Source organism: Aquimarina sp. Aq78 (genome assembly GCF_900299525.1).
In the GTDB taxonomy this organism is placed as follows: Bacteria; Bacteroidota; Bacteroidia; order Flavobacteriales; family Flavobacteriaceae; genus Aquimarina.
This window is the reverse complement of sequence record NZ_OMKA01000029.1, coordinates 520,597-545,258: the sequence shown is the minus strand read 5'-3', so window position 1 is coordinate 545,258 and position 24,662 is coordinate 520,597. Positions and strand designations below refer to the sequence as shown.

Here is a 24,662-nt window from a genome sequence, read left to right as displayed (position 1 = left end):
TTCTGTATTGAAGTAAAATTGTGAATAAAATTGAATAACTCCTACGGGCTATATTTCAAAAAAGATAGAAGAATAGCTACTTTAGCATGATTCATAAAACTATACTTCATTGGCAGCAAAAGACGGAAAAAAGGTAACTCCATTAATGAAACAATACAATGCTATTAAGGTTAAATATCCTGATGCATTATTATTATTTAGAGTAGGGGATTTTTATGAAACTTTTGGTAAAGATGCAATTAAAGCTGCGGCTATTTTGAATATTGTTTTAACCAAAAGAGGTAATGGGAGTGAGCAGGAAACGGCATTAGCTGGATTTCCGCATCATTCTTTAAACACGTATTTACCAAAATTGGTTAAAGCTGGGGAGCGAGTTGCTATCTGTGATCAATTAGAAGACCCTAAGCAGACCAAAACTATTGTTAAACGAGGTGTAACAGAACTTGTAACTCCTGGAGTTGCACTTAATGATGAGGTGTTACAGAGCAAAACCAATAACTTTTTATGTGCGTTGCATTATGGGAAAAAAGAATTGGGAGTAGCGTTTCTTGATGTTTCTACAGGAGAATTTCTTACCGCTCAGGGTGATGTAGCTCATATGGATAAGTTGATGCAAAACTTTAATCCTAGTGAAGTTTTGATTAGCAAGCCAAAAAAGAAAGATTTTGAACAAGATTTTGGCCAAGACTTTCATACATTCTTTATAGAAGATTGGGTGTTTAAACCTGATTATGCAGATGAGACTGTAAACAAACATTTTGAGACAAAAACATTAAAAGGATTTGGGGTAGATCATTTACAGGAAGGTGTTATAGCGGCAGGTGTAATTCTTCATTATCTTGGAGAAACCCAACATCATAAATTAAAACATATTACAGGGATCCAACGTATTGCAGAAGATCAATATATCTGGATGGATCGTTTTACGATACGTAATCTTGAGCTATATCATGCCAATGCAGCAAATGCGGTAACTTTACTTGATGTTATAGATAAAACGATCTCACCGATGGGTGGTCGTACATTAAAACGTTGGTTAGCATTACCACTTAAGAATATTTCTGCCATTCAAAAACGTCATGAAGTAGTGCAGTTTTTTTTGAATAACACAGCATTGCATCAAAAAATTCAGCATCAGATTAAGCAGATAGGGGATATTGAGCGATTGATTTCTAAGGTAGCTACCGGAAAAGTAAACCCTCGTGAGGTTATTCAGCTTAAAAACTCTTTGGAAGCTATTGTGCCTATAAAATCACAGGCATCTAATAGTAATAACGATGCACTAAAAGTAATAGGAGACACTCTTAATGACTGTGAGTTACTACGTAATAAGATTAAAGAGACTTTAAATGAAGAAGCTCCTGTAAATGTGTTGAAAGGAAATACAATTGCTAATGGATATTTAGAAGAATTAGATGAGTTAAGATCTATTGCTTTTTCGGGAAAAGATTATTTGGATAAAATGCTGGAACGGGAAACCGAAACTACTGGTATTACTTCTTTAAAGATAGCTTCTAATAATGTATTTGGATATTATATCGAGGTTCGAAATACACATAAAGATAAAGTCCCTGATACCTGGATTCGTAAACAAACCCTGGTAAATGCAGAACGTTATATTACAGAAGAACTCAAGGAATATGAAGCCAAAATCCTTGGAGCCGAAGAAAAAATTCTAGCACTAGAACAACAGTTGTTCGGTGATCTTGTACTTTGGATGAATGAGTATATCAAACCTGTACAGCTAAATGCTACTTTGATTGGTCAATTGGATTGTTTATGTTCTTTTGCTCAATTAGCCACAGAAAATCAATATGTACGTCCTTTAATAGACGAATCGCATGATTTAGAAATTAAAAATGGTAGACATCCTGTAATCGAGAAACAATTGCCACCCGGTGAGCAGTATATCGCTAATGATGTTCTGTTGGATAGAGATAATCAACAGATTATTATGATCACGGGCCCTAATATGAGTGGTAAATCTGCAATATTAAGACAGACAGCATTGATTGTGTTATTGGCGCAAATGGGATGTTTTGTTCCTGCGGAAGAAGCAAAAATAGGAGTGATTGATAAAATATTTACCAGAGTAGGAGCAAGTGATAATATCTCTATGGGAGAATCTACATTTATGGTAGAGATGAATGAAACTGCAAGTATCTTAAATAATATATCTGATCGTAGTTTGGTGTTGTTAGATGAGATTGGTCGAGGAACAAGTACCTACGATGGAATATCTATTGCCTGGGCAATTAGTGAATTCTTACACGAGTATCCGGCAAGGCCTAAGACTTTGTTCGCCACACATTATCACGAGTTAAATGAGATGTGTGAGACCTTTGGTCGTATTAAAAATTATAACGTATCGGTAAAAGAATTAAAAGATACAGTTCTTTTCTTGCGTAAATTAGTTCCTGGTGGTAGTGAACATAGTTTTGGGATTCATGTGGCTAAAATGGCAGGAATGCCTCAGCAAGTCTTACATAGAGCAAATAAGATGCTTAAAAAACTTGAAAAATCGCATAGTAGTGAAGAGCTTACCGATAAGATCAAAGGAATGCAGGAAGAAGATAAGGTGCAATTGAGTTTCTTTAATTTGGATGATCCATTACTAGAAGAAATCAAGGAAGAAATTCTGGATATCGATATAGATACGCTTACTCCGGTAGAAGCATTAATGAAGCTTAACGAGATTAAACGTATGTTAACCAGGAAGAAAGCATCGCAGGTGTAAAAAAAAATATTCTTTTTTGTAAAAAGACTTTGGTATTACTAGAATTGTTTTAAATTTGCATCCGCAATAACGAGTTGCGAAGTTCTTAAACATACTGCGAAAGTAGCTCAGGGGTAGAGCATCACCTTGCCAAGGTGAGGGTCGCGGGTTCAAATCCCGTCTTTCGCTCTGAGATAAAATATATACCAAGCTGAAGTGGTGGAATTGGTAGACACGTTGGACTTAAAATCCAATGGCCTGTAAGGCCGTGCGGGTTCAAGTCCCGCCTTCAGTACTTAACCCTCAAAGTCTTTTGATTTTGAGGGTTTTTTGTTTTTTTCTTCTTTCAGATTTATAATAACTAAATCAATTTACAGGAATATATAAACTGCAACATAACCTAAGTCTAATCAAGATGCATTTAGACACATGAATACTTTAAATAGATCGAAAAAAATACCTTTATTCAATTCAATTTATTATTTTCGATTATAACTAAAAAACTCCTCAACAAGCTAAATATAATCTCGATGATAATACTAAACTAAAAATATAAACGAACTTCAAATTTGTGGAATTGCTCATCGGCGATTTCAAGAAAAACAAATCTTCCATCAAAGGAATTGAACTTGTTTTTAATTTAATCCAACCTCTTTTTCTGAATATCATACTCTACAAGTTGTTCTTCGTGTTTGTATAAGATCGTATAGATGAAAGATTAAATATAATCGCTGTTTCTGATTAATTTAAAGTGTATGAAAATAATGTTTTTATGAATAATTTAAGAAATATATTTTTTGCTAATAAAATGTTATTTATTTGTTAAATAATGTCGTGGTAAGAGTGTTTATACATATTTAAATTACTGTATATCAGCATATTGTAAATGGTTGTTCTTCATGTTTTTTTTAAATACGGTTTTACCATAAACACCCTGTTGATTAAGATTTGTACATTTGAAATGACATTTAGAAAGAGACTTACTCTTATAAGCTAAGTGACAAACTACCCCATTGCTTTTATTATAAAAAGATTGATTAAATGAAATGATTTTCAACTTAATTGATCTACTTTCAAAATTATTTTTCAATAATCTTGATTCATAAAAATTCTTACTAAAAAGGAATTGTGAGTCATGTGGCGAAGCTATATCCTTAACTTAATAAACCTTTATACTCTTAAAACCAAAGAATATGTGTAATAGTAAACCTCAGTGGTATGTGCTATATGTAAAAGCGCGTCATGAAAGAAAAATAGAGATCCTGTTAAAGGAGAATCAGATAGAGACATTTTTACCATTAGTTAAAACAGTTCGAAAATGGAGTGATCGAAAAAAAGAGATAGAGATGCCATTATTTCCCTCCTATATTTTTGTGAAAATTAATTTAAAGAAAGATGCACATAAAGTTTTATCTGTAAGATTATATTGCTTTTTCATTCGTTTCGGAGAAGAGTTTGCAAAAGTTCAAGAATACGAAATAGACTCGATTAAACTTCTTATTAAGATGAATGTACCCATGAAAGTAGAAAATTACACCCCGCTATTAAAAGTAGGCAAACATGGAAGAATAAATGGAGGTGTATTAAAAGGGTTAAATTGTGAAATCATTAAAGCTGATAATGAAAATAAAATCGTAGTACGTATTGATTCTATTAAGCAAAATATTGTAGCAACTGTGCCATTATCTTCCATTTCTGAAGTTGCAATTTAAGAGAATTTTAATAATGTAAAAGTTCTAAAAACATAAGGTTATTTGGACTGTCAATGATACTTATACTCTCAGTTATCTAATTTATGAAAATTGATGATTTTAAAATCATCAAAAATGATATGGATTAAAAAAACAGTAGACGTCATAATGTAGATATAAGTATTTAACCTCTGGTTTTATAAATCAAAACATATTTCATAATAAAAATTACGATAGAATATGGTTGTATAACTGTTGTGCTTTTTTAGAAAATGAACACCTAAAAGAAGGTAAATACCAGATTTATAAGGTCAGATTACGTATAAAGTAGGTGAAAATCATTGGTTTTTGCGTTGCTTCAATATAGATACACAAACACTTTAACATATCATATCAGGATTATTTAACAGGGTAATCCTGATTACTAACTCTTTTATTTATGATTATGAAACTAATTGAAAAATTAAGTAAAATCGAAAAATTTATAGGGAACACAAAAACCTATCAATTGGATTACAAGCGTTCTAATCTTTTTGCAAAATTAGAATATGGAAGTTTTATGGGAAGTATAAAAGATCGACTTGCATTTTATACAGTAAGAAAAGCAATACTAGATGGTTATATTAATGAAGATACTACTGTCATAGAATCATCTTCTGGGAATTTTGCAGTCGGTTTAGCTGGAATTTGCAAATGCTTAGGACTTAAATTTGTTGCAGTTGTAGACCCCAACATTACAGAAGAAAAAGAAAAACATCTTTCTTTTTTAGCACATAAAACTATCAAAGTTCACAAAAGAGATCAATATGATTCTTATCTACTTACTAGGATCAAATTGATTAATACCATTCTAGAAGAGAATGGTAATTACTTTAATATCAATCAGTATAAAAATATTAATAACTATTTATGCTATTATAATACAATGGCAAACGAAATCATTAGGGATTTTAAAAGACTAGATTATCTTTTTATAGCTGTTAGTACTGGAGGTACAGTTACAGGACTATCGTTAAAATTAAAAGAGCATTATCCAAACATTAAGATTGTTGCAGTAGATATAGAAGGATCAATCATATTTAGCAATGAGGTGAAAAAAAGAAGCATTTCAGGAATGGGAGCCAGTAGAAAGAGCAACTTTATAGAAAAAGGAAAACTAGATGAAGCGATAATTCTTCCTCAGAATGAGATAATGCAAGGATGTTTTGATTTACTAAAAGAACAAATGGTATTTGCTGGAGGGTCTTCTGGAGCAGTATACGTAGCAGCTAAAAAACTACTAGAGAAAGAAAATAACCCTGATTTGAATGCTTTAATTATCTGCCCAGATAGAGGACATGCCTATATAGATAGTATTTATAAAAAAGTAGATAATAAAGTATTAGAAAAACTTCCTAAATCACAACTAGAATACGGGTCATTGGTATAAAATAACATTACGAGAAAATAAAAAATAACTATCAATATTGCATTATAATGATTTACTTAAACGAAAAAGATTTATTTACAATCGGGCTTAATTGGAAAGAATTTACAGAAACGATTAGAGAAGGTGTACGTTGCTTAAACCAGGGGGAAAGTGTACAGCCCATAAAACCATATTTAAGGTTTAAAGATATTAAAAACAGAATTATTGCTATGCCTGCATATCTGGGTAATGATTTTGACGTAGCCGGAATTAAGTGGATAGCAAGTTTTCCAGATAATATCAAAAAAAATAAAGCAAGAGCAAACTGTGTTACCATCTTAAATCATGCAGATACAGGAGAACCAATTTGTATTATTAATACACAACTTATTAGTGTATTAAGAACAACGACAGTAAGTAGATTAATGATCGAAGAGTATTGTTCTTTAAAAAAAATACAAAATCCTAAAATCGGGATTATAGGATTTGGCCCTATAGGAAAGTATCATTTAGCAATGTGTCAGGATTATTTTAAAGATGATCATGCAGAGTTTTTTATTTATGACCTTAATGGAGTACGTCCAGAAGATATAGATATGTACGATAATGTTACTGTCGTAGATGACTGGTATAGTGCGTACAAAGATGCAGATGTTTTTATGACATGTACAGTTTCTAATGAGAGATATATAGATAAAAAACCAAAAGAAAACTCACTACACCTAAATGTTTCACTAAGAGATTATAAAACCGAACAACTCGATTATTTTAAAGATGGAATAATAGTAGATAAGTGGAAAGAGATTTGCAGAGAAAATACAGATATCGAAGCCATGCATAAAGAACGTAATCTCGTTGAAACCGATGTTAAATCGATAGAAGATGTTGTAATCAACAAATGTTTAAAAGATATGGTAGATAAAACAGCCATCCTTTTTAATCCTATGGGAATGGCAATTTTTGATATCGCCTTAGGACATTATTTTTATAATAAATCAAAAGAATTAAAAGTAGGTGCAGTATTGTGATCTTTTGTATAAAGATTGTAAAAAAATATTTCAATTGCTTTCATTTATTATATGTGGAACACATATAAGCAAATAAAGTCTCTTATCTCTCTTTAATTTCTTCATTCATCAACAATACTGTTATACTTTTTCAGGTATAAAAGAAACCATTTCGATAGTATTTTTTGCATAGTTAAGCAATACTACAGCCGTCGTATAACCTAATTATAGTGGGGTGTGTGATGATGATATGCGCAAAGAAGTCAAAAAATAATAAAAAACTAAAAAATGAACTCACTTAAAAAATACCATTTATCTGAAACATCAAAAATAGTTTCATCTTCAGTACCAGGCAAAAAATCAAAACTATTATTAGATCTGCAAAAAGATATAGAAAGCAGCGTAGTTTCTTATCCCAGAAGTATGCCTATTGCTATAAAAAGAGCAAAAGGAAGTATTATCGAAGATGTAGATGGAAATCAATTCATAGATTTTTTTAGTGGATGTGGCGTTTTAAATGTTGGGCATAGTAATGATTTTGTTTTAGAATATGTAAAAAATCAACAATCAGAATTAATTCATGCCTTAGACTTTCCTACAGAAAATAAGCTTTTATTAATTCAAAAAATAATTAATCATTTACCAAAAAACATTAGAGAAGATTATAAAGTAAGTTTTGGTGGACCCACTGGTTCTGATGCTGTTGAAGCAGCAATCAAGTTGGCCAAAATCAAAACAGGAAGAGATGGTATCATTGCTTTTACAGGGGGGTACCATGGGATGACTTCTGGAGCCCTGGCTGTGACTTCTGATACGTTTTTTAGAAATAATTTAACATCTCTAATGCCCAATGTACATTTTGCGCCTTATAATTATCCATACAGAAAGACATCCGATATTAGTAATGAGATAGATGGTATAGCTTACTTTAAAAATATACTCACAAATGGTCATTCTGGGATTTCTAAGCCAGCTGCAATTCTTGTAGAACCTATCCAGGGTGAAGGAGGGAATATTGTACCAGAAGACGGCTACCTCGAAGAACTGGTAAGAATTGCACATGAGAACGATGTACTGGTAATATTCGATGAAATACAGTGTGGTTTTTTTAGAACCGGTAGTTTTTTAGAATTTATGAATACAAGTGCTGTACCCGATATCATAACTTTTTCTAAAGGTTTTGGAGGAATTGGGTTTCCAATTTCGGGATTGATCTATAAAAAAGAAATTGAAGCTTGGGGGCCTGCTGCACATATAGGAACTTTTAGAGGAAACCAAGTTAGTATAGCTGCAGCACGAGGAGCCTTTGATTTTATTGAAACATACAATATAGAAGAACATACTATAGCAATAGGTTCATATTTATTAGAGAAATTAAAGGAATTAGAAGAAGAAAACCCATTTATAGGAGAAGTACGAGGAAGAGGAATGATGATAGGAGTAGAATTTGTAAAAGATAAAAAAAACAAGGAACCTTTTCCAGAATTCATAAAAGAGTTCAGATTTCAATGTTTTCAAAGAGGTTTGCTATTTGAAGTGGGAGGGCATTATAGTAATGTATTGCGACTAGTACCTCCGTTGGTTACCACATATAAGATTGTAGATGCTGCAATAGCTATTATGAAAAAAGCAATAGCCGTTTGTATGGAAGAATACTTAGAACCTACTCTCGCATAAACCTTAATAATACTACTAATAACAATGTCACTCATGAAACCGTCTGTTCCGGAAAGTATATCCATGGAAAAAACACTTATAGAAGTATTTGATACATACTTACAACAATCACCAGATAAAACTCTTTATAGATTTCTCGAAGACGGGGAAGAAGAGAGTGATTCGAGAACGTATCAAGAATTATATAATAGAGCTCAAATTATAGCATCTCACATTTTGGAATATGCTAATCAGAGAGATCGTGTTTTGTTATTATACCCTTCCGGATTAGATTTTACAGATGCTTTTTTTGGTTGTTTACTTGCAGGGGTGGTTGCAGTTCCTGCATTTCCCCCTCAGGGTAAACGAAGAATAGGAAGATTAGAAAAAATAGTTTCGGATTGTAATGCTACTCTTGTTTTAACCAAAGAAACAATTTATGAAAAAACCAGGTCTTGGTTTGATTCTGAATTAGATTGGCTTAGAACAGATGAGTTAAGCGATATTTTGAAGAAAAAACTACCAGAAATCTATCCTGATACTATTGCTTTTTTACAATATACTTCCGGATCTACAGGCAACCCAAAAGGGGTTATTGTTAATCATTCCAATATAGTTCATAATAGTGAATTATTTAAAAAATGCTTCAGAACAAACTCAACATCTGTTGGAGTGTCCTGGTTACCAATTTACCATGATATGGGATTAATAGGAAACATAATTCAGGCATTTTATGTTGGTTTTGAACTTATCATTATGCCTCCGGTAGCATTTGTTCAAAAACCTGTCAGGTGGTTAAAAGCATTTTCAAAATATAGAGGAACAATTAGTTGCGGACCAAACTTTGCTTATGATTTATGTACAAATCAAATAAAAAAAGAAGATTTAGAAGGAATAGATCTAAGCAGTTGGAGAGTGGCAATTAACGGATCTGAACCTATTCGCCCGGACACCTTTGATAAATTTGCTTTGAGATTCGAAAAATACGGACTTAAAAAAGAGACGTTATTTCCAGGATATGGGATGGCAGAAGTCACATTAACTGTCAGTGGATGTAAGTTCGATACTCCACCTATTACATTAGAATTAGACAAGAGAAAATTCCATAACAAAGAAATTAACGTTGTAGAACCTTCTGAGGATCAGGAAGACACCATACGATTAATGGGAAATGGACCTGTAATAGAAGGTCTAATTGTAAAAATTGTAGACCCTGAGACTAAGCAAATTTGTGATAGTAATCAAATCGGAGAAGTGTGGGTCAATGGAGAAAGTGTAGCTAAAGGATACTGGGAGAAAGAAGAGATGACAAAAGAAATTTTCCAGGCATTTCTCAAAAACACAAACGGAGAAGAAGATAAAGAACAAGGACCTTTTTTACGAACAGGAGATATGGGGTTTCTTTATGATGGGGAACTGTATATTTCAGGACGTTTAAAAGAAATGATGATTTTTAATGGGGTAAATTACTATCCTCAGGATTTAGAGCGTACTGTACAATATGCACACCATGATATACAAAATAATGCAGGAGTGGTGTTTTTTACAAACATTGACGAACAGGAAAGGTTAATTGTAGTTCAGGAAATTAAACGAACAAGTATCCGAACATATAGCTTAAAATCTGTAGTAAGTAGTATATGCCAATCGATATTGGAAGAGCATGAATTATCCGTTCATAAAATAATCCTAATAAGCCCAGGACGAGTGTCCAAAACCTCTAGTGGTAAGATTCAGAGATTAGCAACCAAATTGGCATATGAGTCTGATACACTTGATGGTGTAATTGATTTCTGGGAGAGAGGAGTTATCTCAGAAAAAGAAGAAAATCTAACCTCAGAAAAAGATTCATCACAAAAAACCAATGAGCTTATAAAATGGCTTCAGGAACAGATAGCTCAAGAACTAAACTTAACCCCTTCTCGAATCAATATAAACAGATCTTTTGCAGAGTTAGGAATGACTTCAATACAAGGTATTCGATTATCTGGAGAACTATCAAGGTATTTAAATAGAGATGTTTATCCGACTTTGATATACAGTTATTCTAATATTGTCGATCTAGCTATACACCTTTCAGGAGAAGAAAACGAAAATATTGATCAGGAACGAAAAAATGAAATTTTAAAGAATGAACCAATAGCCATTATTAGTATGGCATGCAGATTTCCGGGAGCTGAAAACTTGCAGGAGTTTTGGGAAAATCTAATTGGAGCAAAAGATGCAATTACGGAAGTACCAGAAGATAGATGGGATATTGATGAGTTTTATGGAGATATTTTAGATGGACGTAATATGAATACCCGTTGGGGAGGGTTCATAAATAATGTAGCAGAATTTGATGCAGATTTTTTTGAAATCACACCGCAAGAGGCAAAAAAGATGGATCCCCAACAACGTATCTTATTAGAATTAAGTTATCATTTATTAGAAAATTCTCTCAAAGGACCTAAATCATTTAAAGGTTCAAATACAGGTGTCTTTATCGGAATTAGCCAGAATAGCTATAATGATTTAATCAAAAATAGTGAACAAGATAAGAATGTATATTCAGGTTTAGGAAGCGCCTTAAGTATTGCTGCAAATAGATTGTCATATTACTACAACTTTGATGGCCCAAGTATGGCAATAGATACTGCCTGTTCTTCTTCGTTGGTAGCTATTGATGCAGCGGTAGAGAAATTACATAATGGAAAATGTGACATGGCAATTGCAGGTGGGGTAAACTTAATTATATCTCCAGAAATAACAATTGCTTTGTCCCAGGCTGGGATGATGTCTGTTGATGGTAGGTGTAAAACATTTGATGGTAGTGCCAATGGATATGTTCGTAGCGAAGGATGTGGGCTGGTACTGTTAACACCTTTATCTAAAGCACAAAAAGAAGGTCATGAAATATTAGCAGTAATAAAAGGTAGTGCGGTTAACCAGGATGGGCATAGTAATGGATTATCTGCTCCGAATGGTCTGGCTCAGGAATCAGTCATGAAAAAAGCACTTCAAGATGCACAGATTACTCCACAAACTGTAAGCTATGTAGAAACTCACGGAACTGGAACTTCACTTGGTGATCCAATTGAAGTAAATTCAATAAACAAAGTTTATAATATAAATCGATCCAAAGAGAATCCGTTATATCTGGGTGCAGTTAAAGCTAATATAGGACATCTGGAATCCGCCTCAGGAATTGCCGGGCTTATCAAAACTGTGTTGTGTTTGCAACATAATGTAATCCCTGCCCAACTTCATTATAACAGTCCAAATCCACATATCAACTGGAAAGATATGACTGTAGCCATATCTAATAAAACTTTAGAATGGAATTCTACTCAGGAAAATACAGTAAAAAGAGCAGGGGTTAGTTCTTTTGGTTTTGGAGGTACAAATGCACATTTAATTCTCGAAGAAGTAATACCGGATTTTGATAAAAAACAATACCCCGAAACTATTGAAAACGACCATTTGGTTTTAGCTCCGGTATCTTTAAAATCATCAAAAGGATTAACATCTTACTACAAGGATATTATCAATTATGCAGTCTCTAATTCTTCGATTTCCTTATCAACACTTGCACATAATTTGGCTCTAGGTAAAGAGCATTTTTCCGAGAGATTAGCAGCCATTTATTCTCCAAATGATGATATAACTAAAGGTTTACAAGAAAATAAGGAAGGAATAGTAGCACGAAATCACCAGTTTTCAAATCTTGAAACAGCTTTTTTATTTACAGGACAGGGAGCTCAGTATATTTCAATGGGACAAGAACTGTATGCAGAACAACCTGTTTTTAAGGAAGCGATAGATACTTGTTTTTTGATACTAAAGGATATCTGGGATTTTGATTTAAAACAACTCTTGTTTTCTGATACTAGTAAAGAAAAAGAGGCTTTGCTGGCTAGAACAGAATATACTCAACCGTCTTTGTTTTGTATAGGGTATGCGTTATTCAAAGTTTGGGAAAATTGGGGAGTTTATCCAACAGCCCTGTTAGGGCATAGTATTGGCGAAATAACTGCAGCCTGCATTGCTGAAATATTTAGTTTGGAAGATGCATTGAAGTTGGTTGTTTCTAGAGGAAAACTCATGCAAAATTTACCAGAAAATGGATACATGATGGCTCTGTCAGTGACAGAAACAATCGCTATGGATTTGATAAAAGATTTAGAAAACAAAATTGTTATTGCAGCAGTAAATAGTCCAAATCATATCGTTTTATCCGGCGAAACCGAACCAATGTCATTATTGGAAGAAATACTGTCTTCCAAGAAAATTCCACATAAAAAATTAAATGTATCTCACGCTTTCCATTCACCATTGATGGAACCCATGTTGAAAGATTTTGAAGAAGTAGCTTCAAAAATAAAATATCACAATCCCAAGTATAATGTTGTGAGTAATGTATATGGTAAAGTTTCAGGTGGTGAGCTATGTAACTCTTCATACTGGGTGTCTCAGATAAAATCAACAGTATTGTTTTCTCAAGGAATTTCAGAATTATGTTCGATAGGGATAAACACTTTTATAGAGCTAGGCCCACACCCAACATTAACGAGTTTAGGACAATATAGTACTCCTAAAGGTTATGAAGCAATTTGGTTACCATCTTTACAAAAAAGGAAAGAAGACAATAGGGTTTTGTTAAATAGCCTAGCAACCTGGTACGTAGAAGGTGGTACAGTAAATTGGGAAAATTATTATCGAAATGCTATTTGTGAAAAGCAATGGTTACCTAACTACCAGTTTCAAAAGCAACGTTATTGGGTTGATGATGTTCAAACAGGAAAAGAAGAAAAACAATATCTATATGATTATTCCTGGGAGAAAGAAAACTTGGAGGTCAATGATGTAAATAATATTGAAGGGCATTACCTGATTATAGGTAATAAGGAAACATTAGATACTACTTTAATAGAATCCGTTGAAATGGTAAGTACCAAGGTTGATTATGTGGATTATAATGAGTTTAAAAGCTTTGAAAAACTGGATTCAATCACAAATATAATTGTGACATGGCACTTTTTTGAGCGGAACCGAAAGATGAATTTTGGTGAATTTTCTGAAGAGACAACCTTAGCAGGAGCGACACAATTACAAGAAATTATTACACTTTTTGAGAACAAAAGATTATCCAAACTAAGTCATTTCTGGTGGGTAACCAGTGGAGTTTATGCAGGTTCGGAAACAGGTTTGTCCTTATCTCCATTATTAGGATTGTCCAGAGTGTTTATGAATGAGCATCCTGATATTTCGATGGGAATAATAGATATTGATTATGGAGATATTGAAAAAAATACGCTCTCAACGGTGTGGAGTCGAGCAACCGGTAGGGAGCAATATCTATACAAGGATAATGAAGTATTAGGATTAAAACTTACCCGGTATTTACCTGATAGTACTCCAAAAGCTTCTTTGACATTATCACCGGATAAAGCCATCCTTATTACCGGAGGATTAGGCGAAATAGGATTAGAGGTTTCTAAATGGCTAATTGAACATACAGAAAGCAATAGAATTGTATTAATAGGGAGAAATCAACCAACAAAAAAAGCTCAGTCCAAAATAGAAGAGTTACATAAATTAGGTGGAGAAATTATAACAATCAAAGCAGATGTTGCTGACAGGGAGTCTATAGAAAAGTGTATTAAGGAAATTCAGGAGATATATACAATTCAAGGGGTAATTCATCTTGCTGGAGTCATAGATGATAATGTATTGGTTGATCAAACACCTGAACGTTTTACAAAAGTCTTAGTACCCAAAGTTAGTGGAGCTTGGTATCTTCATGAAGCCACAAAATCAATCGAATTAGAGTTTTTTGTACTGTTTTCTTCAATAGCTTCCGTTTTTGGATCAAGTGGTCAGTCTAATTATGCAGCTGCTAACTCTTTTTTAGATGGTTTAGCAACGTATAGAAGAAACAATGGCTTGGTTGCCAATACCATCAATTGGGGAACCTGGACAATAGGTAGTTTTTCAAACTTATCAAAACAGGAGAAAAACAGGATTGCACAATCAGGTATATCGCCTATTTCTAAAGAAGTGGGGTTTGATTTACTTCATAAAATAATTACCAAAAAAGAAAAATCAAATCTGTTGTGCGCAGATATTGATAGTAGTAAACTACAACAGCAACTACTAAATTTTTATGGAAGAATTCCTTCTTTTTATAAAGAAATAATTTTAGAGAAGAAAGCAGAATCAAATGTTGTTATTAACGATTTTTCATTCATAGATAAACTTAGAAATTTGGCTCAAGAAGATCGCGCCAATTTTTTACAAGAGGAGTTAAAAAAAGAAGTTTGTAATATTCTTTCATTGCAAACTGTTGCAATAGACCAACCTTTATTAAATTTTGGTTTAGATTCTTTGATGGCATTAGAACTACGAAATCGTCTGGCCAATAAATTAAAGAAGAAACTACCAAATACAATCTTATTTCAATTTCCTACAATCATAGATTGTGTAACATATTTACTCAATGAAATTGAAAATGATGAAAAGGTTAAAGAAGATACGGTTATAAGCCTGCAAAAAACAAAAAGACAGGATACTATTCCAGCATCTTATGCTCAGGAAGCGTTGTGGTTCATAGACCAATTACAAGGTAGTAAAGAATATCATGTATTTAGAGTATTAGAATTATCAGGGCTACCGGATAAGGAAGTCTTAGGAAAATCACTTACTCAATTGATCAATAAACATGAGATATTACGTACGGTTATAGTAAATGATGATAACGGAAATTTATATCAAAAAATCCAGGAAACAGAAGATTTCAAAGTAAACCATCTTTATCTGGAAAACAGATCAGAATTAGATACAGAAATAAGGAATATTCTGAACAGACCTTTTGATCTATCCTCTGATGTAATGTTTAGGGCAACTTTAATAGAAACAACAACTTCTGAGAATTTCCTGATTTTCGTATTACATCATATAGCCGCAGATGGTGTTTCTGACGCGATAATCTTTGATGAGTTTCTGGAAGCATATCAAGCTTTTTCTGCAAAGAAAGAAATACATAATGATGTTCTGGATATACAATATGCAGAATATGCTATATGGGAACGAGAGTATCTAAAGGGAATCACTCTGGAATCCATGTTGGATTATTGGAAAAACAAATTAGAAGGACATAACAGGTTACAATTACCTTTTGATTTTTCATATCACCAAAAAGAAAATAGAAGAGGAAAGAAAATCGAAGTTAGATTGGATGATGCACTTAGAACAGAGTTGATTTATATCTCAAAACAGGAAGGTGTTACCCTTTTTATGACCATGCTCAGCGTGTTTAAAGTGATGATGTATAGATACAGTGGTCAGGATGATATATGTATCGGGACTCCTGTGGCCAATCGTACAGAGAAAGAACTTGAGCACATGGTTGGGATGTTTGTCAATACATTGGTTTTGAGAAGTGATTTAAGCGGAAATCCAAATTTTAGGTCATTATTACAACAGATCAGACAGATTACGTTGGAAGCGTATGAAAACCAGTCGGTTCCTTTTGAAAAAGTAGTAGAAAAGGTTGTTACTCAAAGAGACTTTAGCGGTAACCCGATATTTCAGGTAATGTTTGGTGCCCAAAGTACTACAGATATAGATAAGTTGGAAGTAGGAAACTTAAAAGTTTCAGAATATAAAGTTACAGACATACCAGCTATGTTTGATCTAACCTTTACAATGGATGAAAGAAAGGATCATGTGTTGCTTATAGTAGAATATTGTGCAGATCTGTTTAGAGAAGATACTATATATAGAATGATTAGCCATTACAATGAGTTATTAAAATCTGTTATAGAGAATATAGAAAGTTCAATAGACACCTTGTCAATGCAAAGTATAAAAGAGAAAAACCAACTTTTATACGAATTTAATGACACCCAAACCGATTACCCTTTAGATAAGGCACTAGTTGATTTACTGCAAGAGAAGACAAAGCAAATTCCCAATAAAACTGCAATTGTTTTCGAAGAAATAACACTTACATACAAAGAATTAGATGAAAGGTCAAATCAGTTAGCCCATTATTTAAGAGAAAAAGGCATAAAAGAAGATGTACTGGTTCCAATTTGTTTAGAGCGTTCTATAGAAATGGTTGTTGCAATTTTAGCTGTATTCAAAGCTGGAGGTGCTTATGTGCCAATGAAACCTGATTATCCGGAGTCTCGTATGCGCTATATCTTGGATCAAATACAAGCAAAAATAGTACTTACTGATGACCGAACTAGTTCAATCATTCCGGAAAATGATAAAGTAGAAATTTTCAAAGTAGACAGTGAAAAGAAACTGTTAGGAAAATATCCAGTTAATCTGCCTGACCTAATAGTATCGCCTGATTCACTGTCATATGTGATTTATACCTCAGGAAGTACAGGAAAACCTAAAGGGGCAATGATTGAACATCGAGGTATGTTAAATCACTTGTTCGCAAAAATAGATGGTTTAGGGGTTACCGCAGATAGTGTCGTTGCTTTTACAGCACCATTTACATTTGATATATCGGTATGGCAGATGTTCAGTGGGTTGCTGGTAGGAGGAAGTATCGTGATTTATAAAGAAGAAATGATTTATGAACCTACTTCATTATTGGCTTCTATAAAAGAACATAAAGTGAACATTCTTCAGCTGGTTCCTTCATATGTATCCGAAATATTAAATATAGATTCTGAAAACGTACTTAACCAACTTACATACTTTATAGTTACCGGAGAAGCTGTCTCACCGGCATTGTTGGTGGATTGGTTTAATAAATATCCAACCGTTCCTGTTGCTAATGCATATGGTCCGACTGAAGCATCAGACGATGTAAGTACACATTATATGCATAGTGCACCGGATGTAGTTAATGTTTCAATTGGTAAGCCTATGTCTAATCTGCAATTATATGTAGTTGATTCATCTGCCAACTTATGTCCAATTGGAGTTCAGGGAGAATTATGGGTTTCTGGTATTGGTGTAGGAAGAGGGTATCTTAATGATAAAGAACGAACTAACAAAAGCTTTATAAATAACCCTTTTGTAAAAGGAGAGAGAATCTACAAAACTGGAGATCTGGCGAGATGGTTACCCGATGGTAGTTTGGAGTATCTGGGACGGATTGACAATCAGGTAAAAGTTAGAGGTCATAGAATAGAATTAGGAGAAATCGAAAATGTACTGTCAAAATCGGAGACCGTTAAGAGTTGTTGTGTTTTGGCAAGAAAGGATCATAGAGGAAGTAATCGCCTGATAGGTTATGTGGTATCGGAGAATGAATTCGATAAAATCGGCTTGCAAAGCTACCTGAAATCCAAATTACCAGAGTATATGGTTCCTGGGTTGTGGGTTAATCTGGATAAAATGCCATTAACCCCTAATGGGAAAATAAATAGAAAAGGTCTTCCGGATCCGGATGAATCAGAATTTTCGACACAAGAATATACAGCTCCTACAAATGAAATAGAAACTCAAATGGTTACGGTTTGGGAAAACTTGCTTGGGATAGATAAAATAGGAATACATGATGGCTTTTTCGAATTAGGAGGACACTCACTATTAGCTACGCGATTAGTATCAGAGCTTCGGAAACTGTTTAATGTTGAAGTGACTATAAAAGACATTTTCGAGTTTACAACGATAGAACAATTAGCTCTTTGCATACAGTATGCTATTGATACTCAGAAAAAAGATAAAAAGGAATATAAACTAACGATCGAACTGTAATTGCAAAGAAATGAAAAATAAAGTTTTTGATATTTTAAAGGAAGCACATAGCAAAGGAATAATATTAGAACTGAATGATGATTCGTTGAGTTTAAAATCAGAAAACGATACTATAGATTCTGGTTTACTTAAAGATATAAAATCAAACAAAGAATCAATTGTAAATCATTTAAGGAGATATAAAAATGAATTTAAAACTCCTGCCGAAATTTCATCAATTCCTGCTTATGACCGGGAAACCTTAGATAAAATCCCGTTGTCATTTAATCAGGAACGTTTATGGTTTATAAATCAATTAAACGAAGGGAGTTCAGAGTATCATATGCCCTTGATATTAAAACTTCAGGGAGATATCGACGATACAATATTGGGTGCCGTATTGAAAGAAATCATTTCGAGACACGAAATTTTACGTACTACAATATACGCAGAAGATGGAATTGGTTATCAATCAATAAAAGCTGTGGATCAATGGCAATTGGGATCAAAAACATGTACTACCCAATTAGAAATAGAAGAAGCAATAGTAGATTTTGTACAAAAACCTTTTGACCTATCTCAAGACTATACGGTTAGAGCTTGTTTGTATAGGTTGAACCCCAAAGAGAGTTTCTTAACCCTGGTATTTCATCACATTGCGGCAGATGGGCAGTCGCATAGTATCATTGTTAATGAATTCACAGAGTTATATAGTGCATTACGAGAAAACAGAACACCAAAATTAGAAAAACTACCTATTCAGTATGCTGATTACGGAATATGGCAAAAAGAGTATTTTGATGAGGTAGAGTTAGAGAATCAATTAGCTTATTGGAAAACTCAACTTGATGGTGTACCTGTTTTGAGATTACCCTTAGATTTTAAACGCCCATCCGTACGAAGTACCCAAGGAGCCAATTATTCTTTTAAATTGGATGAAGAGCTATACCAGCATTTAGTCCGATTATCGGATCAGGAAGGAGTTACCTTATTTATGTTGTTAATATCCGCTTTTCAGGTAATGTTACACCGATATAGTGGTCAGGATGATATATGTGTGGGAACTCCAATGGCAAATAGAAATTTAACAGAGTTAGAGAGTTTAATTGGATTTTTTGCAAACACGTTGGCGATTCGTAACAATTTCAGTAATGACCCCACATTTATTGATATAGTAAACAACATAAAGCAAACAACTTTAAATGCATATCAATATCAGGCAGTTCCTTTTGAAAAAGTAGTAGATGCTGTTGTAGATGCACGAGACATGAGTATAAGCCCTCTGTTTCAGGTAATGTTTGCGCTACAGGATATCCCTGATAACATAGCATTAGAAGGAGTTGATGTATCAATCCATGAATATAAGAACACAACATCAAAGTTTGATTTTACTGTTGTGGTGATGAATAATCAGTCCGACCTTAGTCTTGAGGTAGAATATTGTACTGATCTGTTCAAAGAAAGTACAATTCAACAAATGATGACGCACTATCAGCAAATTTTGAGGAGTATCATTAAAAACCCAAATGAACGTATAGCATTATTGCCAATGCTGACTATAGTAGAAGAGGAACAATTGTTATCAGCATTCAATGCTACGCAGGTATCATATCCTAAAGATAAAACTATAGTGGACTTATTTATGGATCAGGTGCACAAAAATCCAGAAAATATTGCTGTTATCTACGAAAGTAAATATTTGACTTATAAGGAGTTAGATGAAGAATCGAGTTGTTTTGCAAATTTTTTATTGTCTAATCATGAAATTGCTATTGAAGATCTGATTGGAGTAAAATTAGAAAGAAGTGAATGGTTAATCATAGCTTTTCTGGCAGTATTAAAAACGGGTGCTGCATATGTTCCTATAGATCCTAACTACCCGAAAGAAAGAATTGCATACATCGAAAAAGATAGTAACTGTAATATTATTATAGACGATAATTTACTTCAGGAATTTATTCAAAGTGAAGAATCGTACAATATTGAATTACCTCAAATCAATATAGAAATTAATAACCTGGCTTATGTAATCTATACATCAGGATCTACAGGTAAACCAAAAGGAGTATTGATTGAACATAAAGGTATTATCAATACAGTATTATCTCAAATCCACGATTTTTTAATCAAAAGAACAGATCATTGTTTGCAGTTTTCAAATCAATCATTCGATGCCTCCATTTGGGAGATATTAATATCATTGTTAGGAGGAGCAAAGCTTTTTATAATAGATGAAGAGGTAAAATCTGATACAACTCAGTTTGTAAAATATATTCAGGATAACAAGATTACTTTTGCAACATTACCTCCTGCATTTTTAAAATTAGTTGACTGTGAGCAGATACAATGTATTGATACATTAATCACTGCTGGAGAAGAAGCTCCATTAGAACAGGCAAAAGCTTTTTCAAAGTTTGGAACTTATATTAATGCATATGGTCCTACAGAAACAAGTATATGTGCAACCACATATAATGGTGACATAGTTAACCCTGTTCCGATAGGAAAACCTATTTCAAATACAGAAGTATATGTTTTGGATACAAATCAGCAGTTATTGCCAATAGGATGTGTAGGAGAATTATGTGTGTCTGGTAACGGACTGGCAAGAGGATATTTAAATCAAGAGGCTTTAACCAATGATAAATTTATACCTAATCCATTTTTTGCAAGAGATCGAATATATAGAACAGGAGACCTGGCAAGATGGTTACCTGATGGAAATATAGAATTTGTAGGAAGGATAGATAATCAGGTTAAGATTAGAGGATATCGAATAGAATTAGGAGAAGTTGAGGCAGTATTGCAAGAAATTCAAGGGGTTAAGCAGTCCGTTGTTTTAGCAAAAGAAGATACAAAAGGAAATAAAAGTTTGGTAGGATATGTGGTTTCTAACCAAACATTTGACAAAGAATCAATTCAAGAGCATCTACTATCAAAACTACCGGATTATATGATACCCAAGTTATGGGTATCATTAGATGCAATCCCAATAACTTCTAATGGTAAAGTTGATAAGAAAAACCTTCCGGATCCTGATACATCATATTCTAGTGTAGCTACATATGTTGCACCCAGAAATAAAACGGAAGAACAATTGGTTTCTATCTGGAAATCATTGTTGAATGTGGATACCATTGGAGTGTATGATGATTTCTTCAAACTGGGAGGCCATTCCTTGTTGGCAACACAAGTGGCAGCCAAAGTTCGAACAGAAATGAGAAAAGAGCTGAGTATAAAGAATGTTTTTAATTATTCTACTATTTCGAGTTTAGCAATGTTTTTGGCCAAACAGGGTAAAGGAGCTTCATTACCACAAATTACTAAGCAAGATAAGGAACCTACAATTCCTTTGTCTTTTAGTCAGGAACGTTTGTGGTTTTTGGATCAGTTACAAGGAAGTGCAGAATATCATATTCCGGTTATTTCCAATCTGGAAGGAGATCTGCAAATTTCATTATTAGAAGCTTCTTTAAAAGAAATTGTAATCAGGCATGAAGTATTACGAACCGTTATCGGATCAAAAGATGGAATACCTTATCAAGTTGTGATCCCTTCAGAGGATTGGCAATTATCTTTGGTAGAAACAACAACAAGTCATTTAGAAAATCAATTAGAAGAATTCATAAAAGAACCGTTTGACCTCGCAACGGATTATATGTTGAGAGCTCAATTATATCGACTAGAAGGTGAAAAATATACGCTGGCTCTGATCTTGCATCATATTGCAAGCGATGGATGGTCAGATGGTATTTTGGTTAGCGAATTAACATCATTGTATACTTCTAAAACTCAAAATCAGGATAAATTATTAAACGAAATAACACTTCAATATTCAGATTATGCCATCTGGCAAAGAAAATATTTGAAAGGAACATTTCTAGAATCTCAGTTAAAGTATTGGAAAGAAAAATTAAGCGGAGTAACCCCTTTAGGTTTGCCTTTAGATTTTCCGAGACCTTCAATTCAAAGTACTTCAGGAGCTGACTTACAATTTAAGCTGGAAAGGAAGTTGAGAGCACCTTTAATGGCAATATGTAAAGAAAAAGAGGTTACCCCATTTATGTTTTTGCTTACTGTTTTTAAAATATTGATGCATAGATATAGTGGGCAAAAGGATTTTGCCATTGGAACTTCAGTTGCTAATAGAACACATACGGAGCTTGAGAATCTAATAGGCTTCTTTGTAAATACCCTTACCATTAGAAGCAACCTGGATAATGATCCTACTTTTGATGAATTACTAAAACAAGTAAAACATACAACCATAGAAGCTTTTGATCATCAATCTGTTCCTTTTGAACGTATTGTTGAGCAAGTTTTAAGTACCAGGGATATGAGTATGAATCCATTATTTCAGGTAATGTTTGAGTTTCAGGAGATTCCTGAATCATACGATATGGAACTGGAAGGATTACATTTATCTCCGTACCCATATAAAAATACAACAGCTAAGTTTGACCTTATCATGACAGCTATAGATACTGGAACTGAATTGGTATTAAATATGGAGTATTGTACGGATCTCTTTACAGAAGAAACCATACAAAGAATGGCAGGTCATTATCAGGAGTTGTTACGAAGTATTATACATCATACCGATCAGAAGATAGTTGTTTTGCCGATGTTACTTCAGGGAGAAAAAGAGCAGATAGTCAATGAATTTAATGATACCAAAGTTGAGTACCCGTTTAACAAAACAACAGTTGAAATCTTCGAGGAACAAGTGCAACAAACACCAGATAATGTTGCTGTGGTATTTCAAGGAGAGCAGCTAACCTATGCAGAACTTGATGCAAAATCAAATCAATTAGCTCATTATTTAAGAGAGAATGGGATTAAAGAAGATATGACCGTGGCAATTTGTCTGGAAAGATCAATAGAGATGATCATTGGTGTGATGGCAATACTAAAATCGGGAGGAGCCTATGTGCCTATAAAACCAGATTACCCCGAATCACGAATTCAATATATCCTTGAGGAGATACATACTTTTGTTGTACTGACAGATATTGCAAGCAAAGAAATAATACCAGAGTTATCAGGTGTAGAAACGGTGATCTTAGATCAGGGAAATAAAGTGTTTTCAGAATTTCCAGAAACATCATTAGGATTGAATATCTCACCTTCATCTTTGGCGTATTTAATTTATACCTCAGGAAGTACAGGAAAGCCGAAAGGAGCAATGATCGAACACTTAGGGCTTTTGAACCATTCGTTATTGATGATCGATAACTTCGAAATGGATGCTAATAGTGTGGTTGCTTTTACTGCACCTTTTACTTTTGATATATCTGTATGGCAGATGTTAAGTGGGTTGCTATGTGGAGGTCAAATTGTTGTTTATCCAGAGAAACTGATTCAGGAACCTCCTCTTTTTCTTGAATCATTACAAAGAGATAAAATTAGTTTACTACAACTTGTACCATCATATATGTCCAGTTTGCTGGAAATAAGTTCTGAAAATGATTTACAAAAACTAAAATACTTTTTAGTGACTGGAGAAGCAGTATCGTGTGCTTTACTATTATTATGGTTTAACAAGTATCCTGATGTTCCGGTTGTCAATGCTTATGGACCTACTGAGGCATCCGATGATGTTAGTTTTCATTTCATGTACGAAGCACCGGATGTGGTAAATGTTTCCATCGGAAAACCAGTAGCTAATATGCAATTATATGTAGTGGACACCTATCATAATTTGTGCCCTATTGGAGTACAGGGAGAATTATGTGTATCCGGAGTAGGAGTAGGAAGGGGATATCTTAATGATCAAGAAAAAACACACAAAAACTTTATCAAAAACCCATTTTCAAAAGATTCTCAATCCCGAATGTATAAGACCGGAGATTTGGCTAGATGGCTACCTGATGGGAGTCTGGAATATTTAGGAAGAATGGATGATCAGGTAAAAGTAAGAGGTCATCGAATTGAACTGGGAGAAATAGAAAGTGTTTTACTGCAAAAAGAAGAAATAAAGAATTGTTGTGTACTGGCCAAAGAGGATTCCCGTGTTGGTAATCGCTTAGTAGGCTATGTCGTTTGTCAGGAAGAGTTTGAAAAGAAAGATATTCAGGAATATTTAAAATCCAGATTACCCGATTACATGGTTCCGGCTATATGGGTGGAGTTAGAAACCATGCCATTAACTGCTAATGGTAAAACAAATAAAAAAGCACTACCTAATCCGGATATTACCAAACTTTCATCACAAGAATATGTACCTCCTAGAAACGAAACTGAAAAAGAACTAATTGACATCTGGAAAAACCTCCTTGGAGTGGATGTAATTGGAGTCTATGATGATTTCTTCGAGTTGGGAGGTCACTCACTACTAGCAACACGTCTTGTGTCTGTAATTCGAAAGAAGTTAGGTGTTGAATTGATTATCAGACAAGTTTTTGAATTTACAACTATAGAAGAACTAGCAAGTCATATAGATCTTTTAAAGCTCGATCAGGGAGAAGAAGAATATGCCTTAACCATGAATATATAAT

7 protein-coding genes and 2 tRNA genes are annotated in these 24,662 nt (G+C 33.7%); all 9 read left to right on the top strand.

Going from position 1 to position 24,662, the window contains the following annotated elements; translation table 11 throughout:
• The first annotated feature begins 145 nt into the window (after positions 1-145).
• The 9 genes from mutS (at position 146) to DG435_RS21710 (ending at position 24,661) form a co-directional block, all read left to right on the top strand.
• Positions 146-2,737, top strand: a complete 2,592-nt coding sequence (gene mutS / locus DG435_RS21750) for a DNA mismatch repair protein MutS (RefSeq protein ID WP_106793856.1) — start codon at positions 146-148, stop codon at positions 2,735-2,737.
• Positions 2,738-2,833: 96 nt separating this feature from the next.
• A tRNA-Gly gene (locus DG435_RS21745) sits at positions 2,834-2,905 on the top strand.
• Between the two features lie 21 nt (positions 2,906-2,926).
• Positions 2,927-3,011: transfer RNA gene (locus tag DG435_RS21740), tRNA-Leu, on the top strand.
• Positions 3,012-3,909: 898 nt separating this feature from the next.
• The gene (locus DG435_RS21735) at positions 3,910-4,428 is read left to right on the top strand and encodes a UpxY family transcription antiterminator (protein WP_106793804.1); all 519 of its coding nucleotides are present in this window, start codon (positions 3,910-3,912) and stop codon (positions 4,426-4,428) included.
• Between the two features lie 418 nt (positions 4,429-4,846).
• Entirely contained in the window at positions 4,847-5,836 is a 990-nt protein-coding gene (locus DG435_RS21730; protein ID WP_106793803.1) for a pyridoxal-phosphate dependent enzyme, read from the top strand.
• A 47-nt stretch (positions 5,837-5,883) separates the two neighbouring features.
• Positions 5,884-6,843, top strand: a complete 960-nt coding sequence (locus tag DG435_RS21725; protein WP_106793802.1) for a 2,3-diaminopropionate biosynthesis protein SbnB — start codon at positions 5,884-5,886, stop codon at positions 6,841-6,843.
• 267 nt (positions 6,844-7,110) lie between these two features.
• Entirely contained in the window at positions 7,111-8,499 is a 1,389-nt protein-coding gene (locus DG435_RS21720) for an aspartate aminotransferase family protein (protein WP_106793801.1), read from the top strand.
• A gap of 33 nt (positions 8,500-8,532) precedes the next feature.
• The gene (locus DG435_RS21715) at positions 8,533-18,186 is read left to right on the top strand and encodes a non-ribosomal peptide synthetase/type I polyketide synthase (RefSeq protein WP_159025668.1); all 9,654 of its coding nucleotides are present in this window, start codon (positions 8,533-8,535) and stop codon (positions 18,184-18,186) included.
• Positions 18,187-18,196: 10 nt separating this feature from the next.
• Positions 18,197-24,661 carry a non-ribosomal peptide synthetase gene (locus tag DG435_RS21710; RefSeq protein WP_106793799.1) on the top strand — a complete coding sequence of 2,155 codons (6,465 nt, stop codon included), beginning with the start codon at positions 18,197-18,199 and terminating at the stop codon, positions 24,659-24,661.
• Position 24,662: the final 1 nt, after the last annotated feature.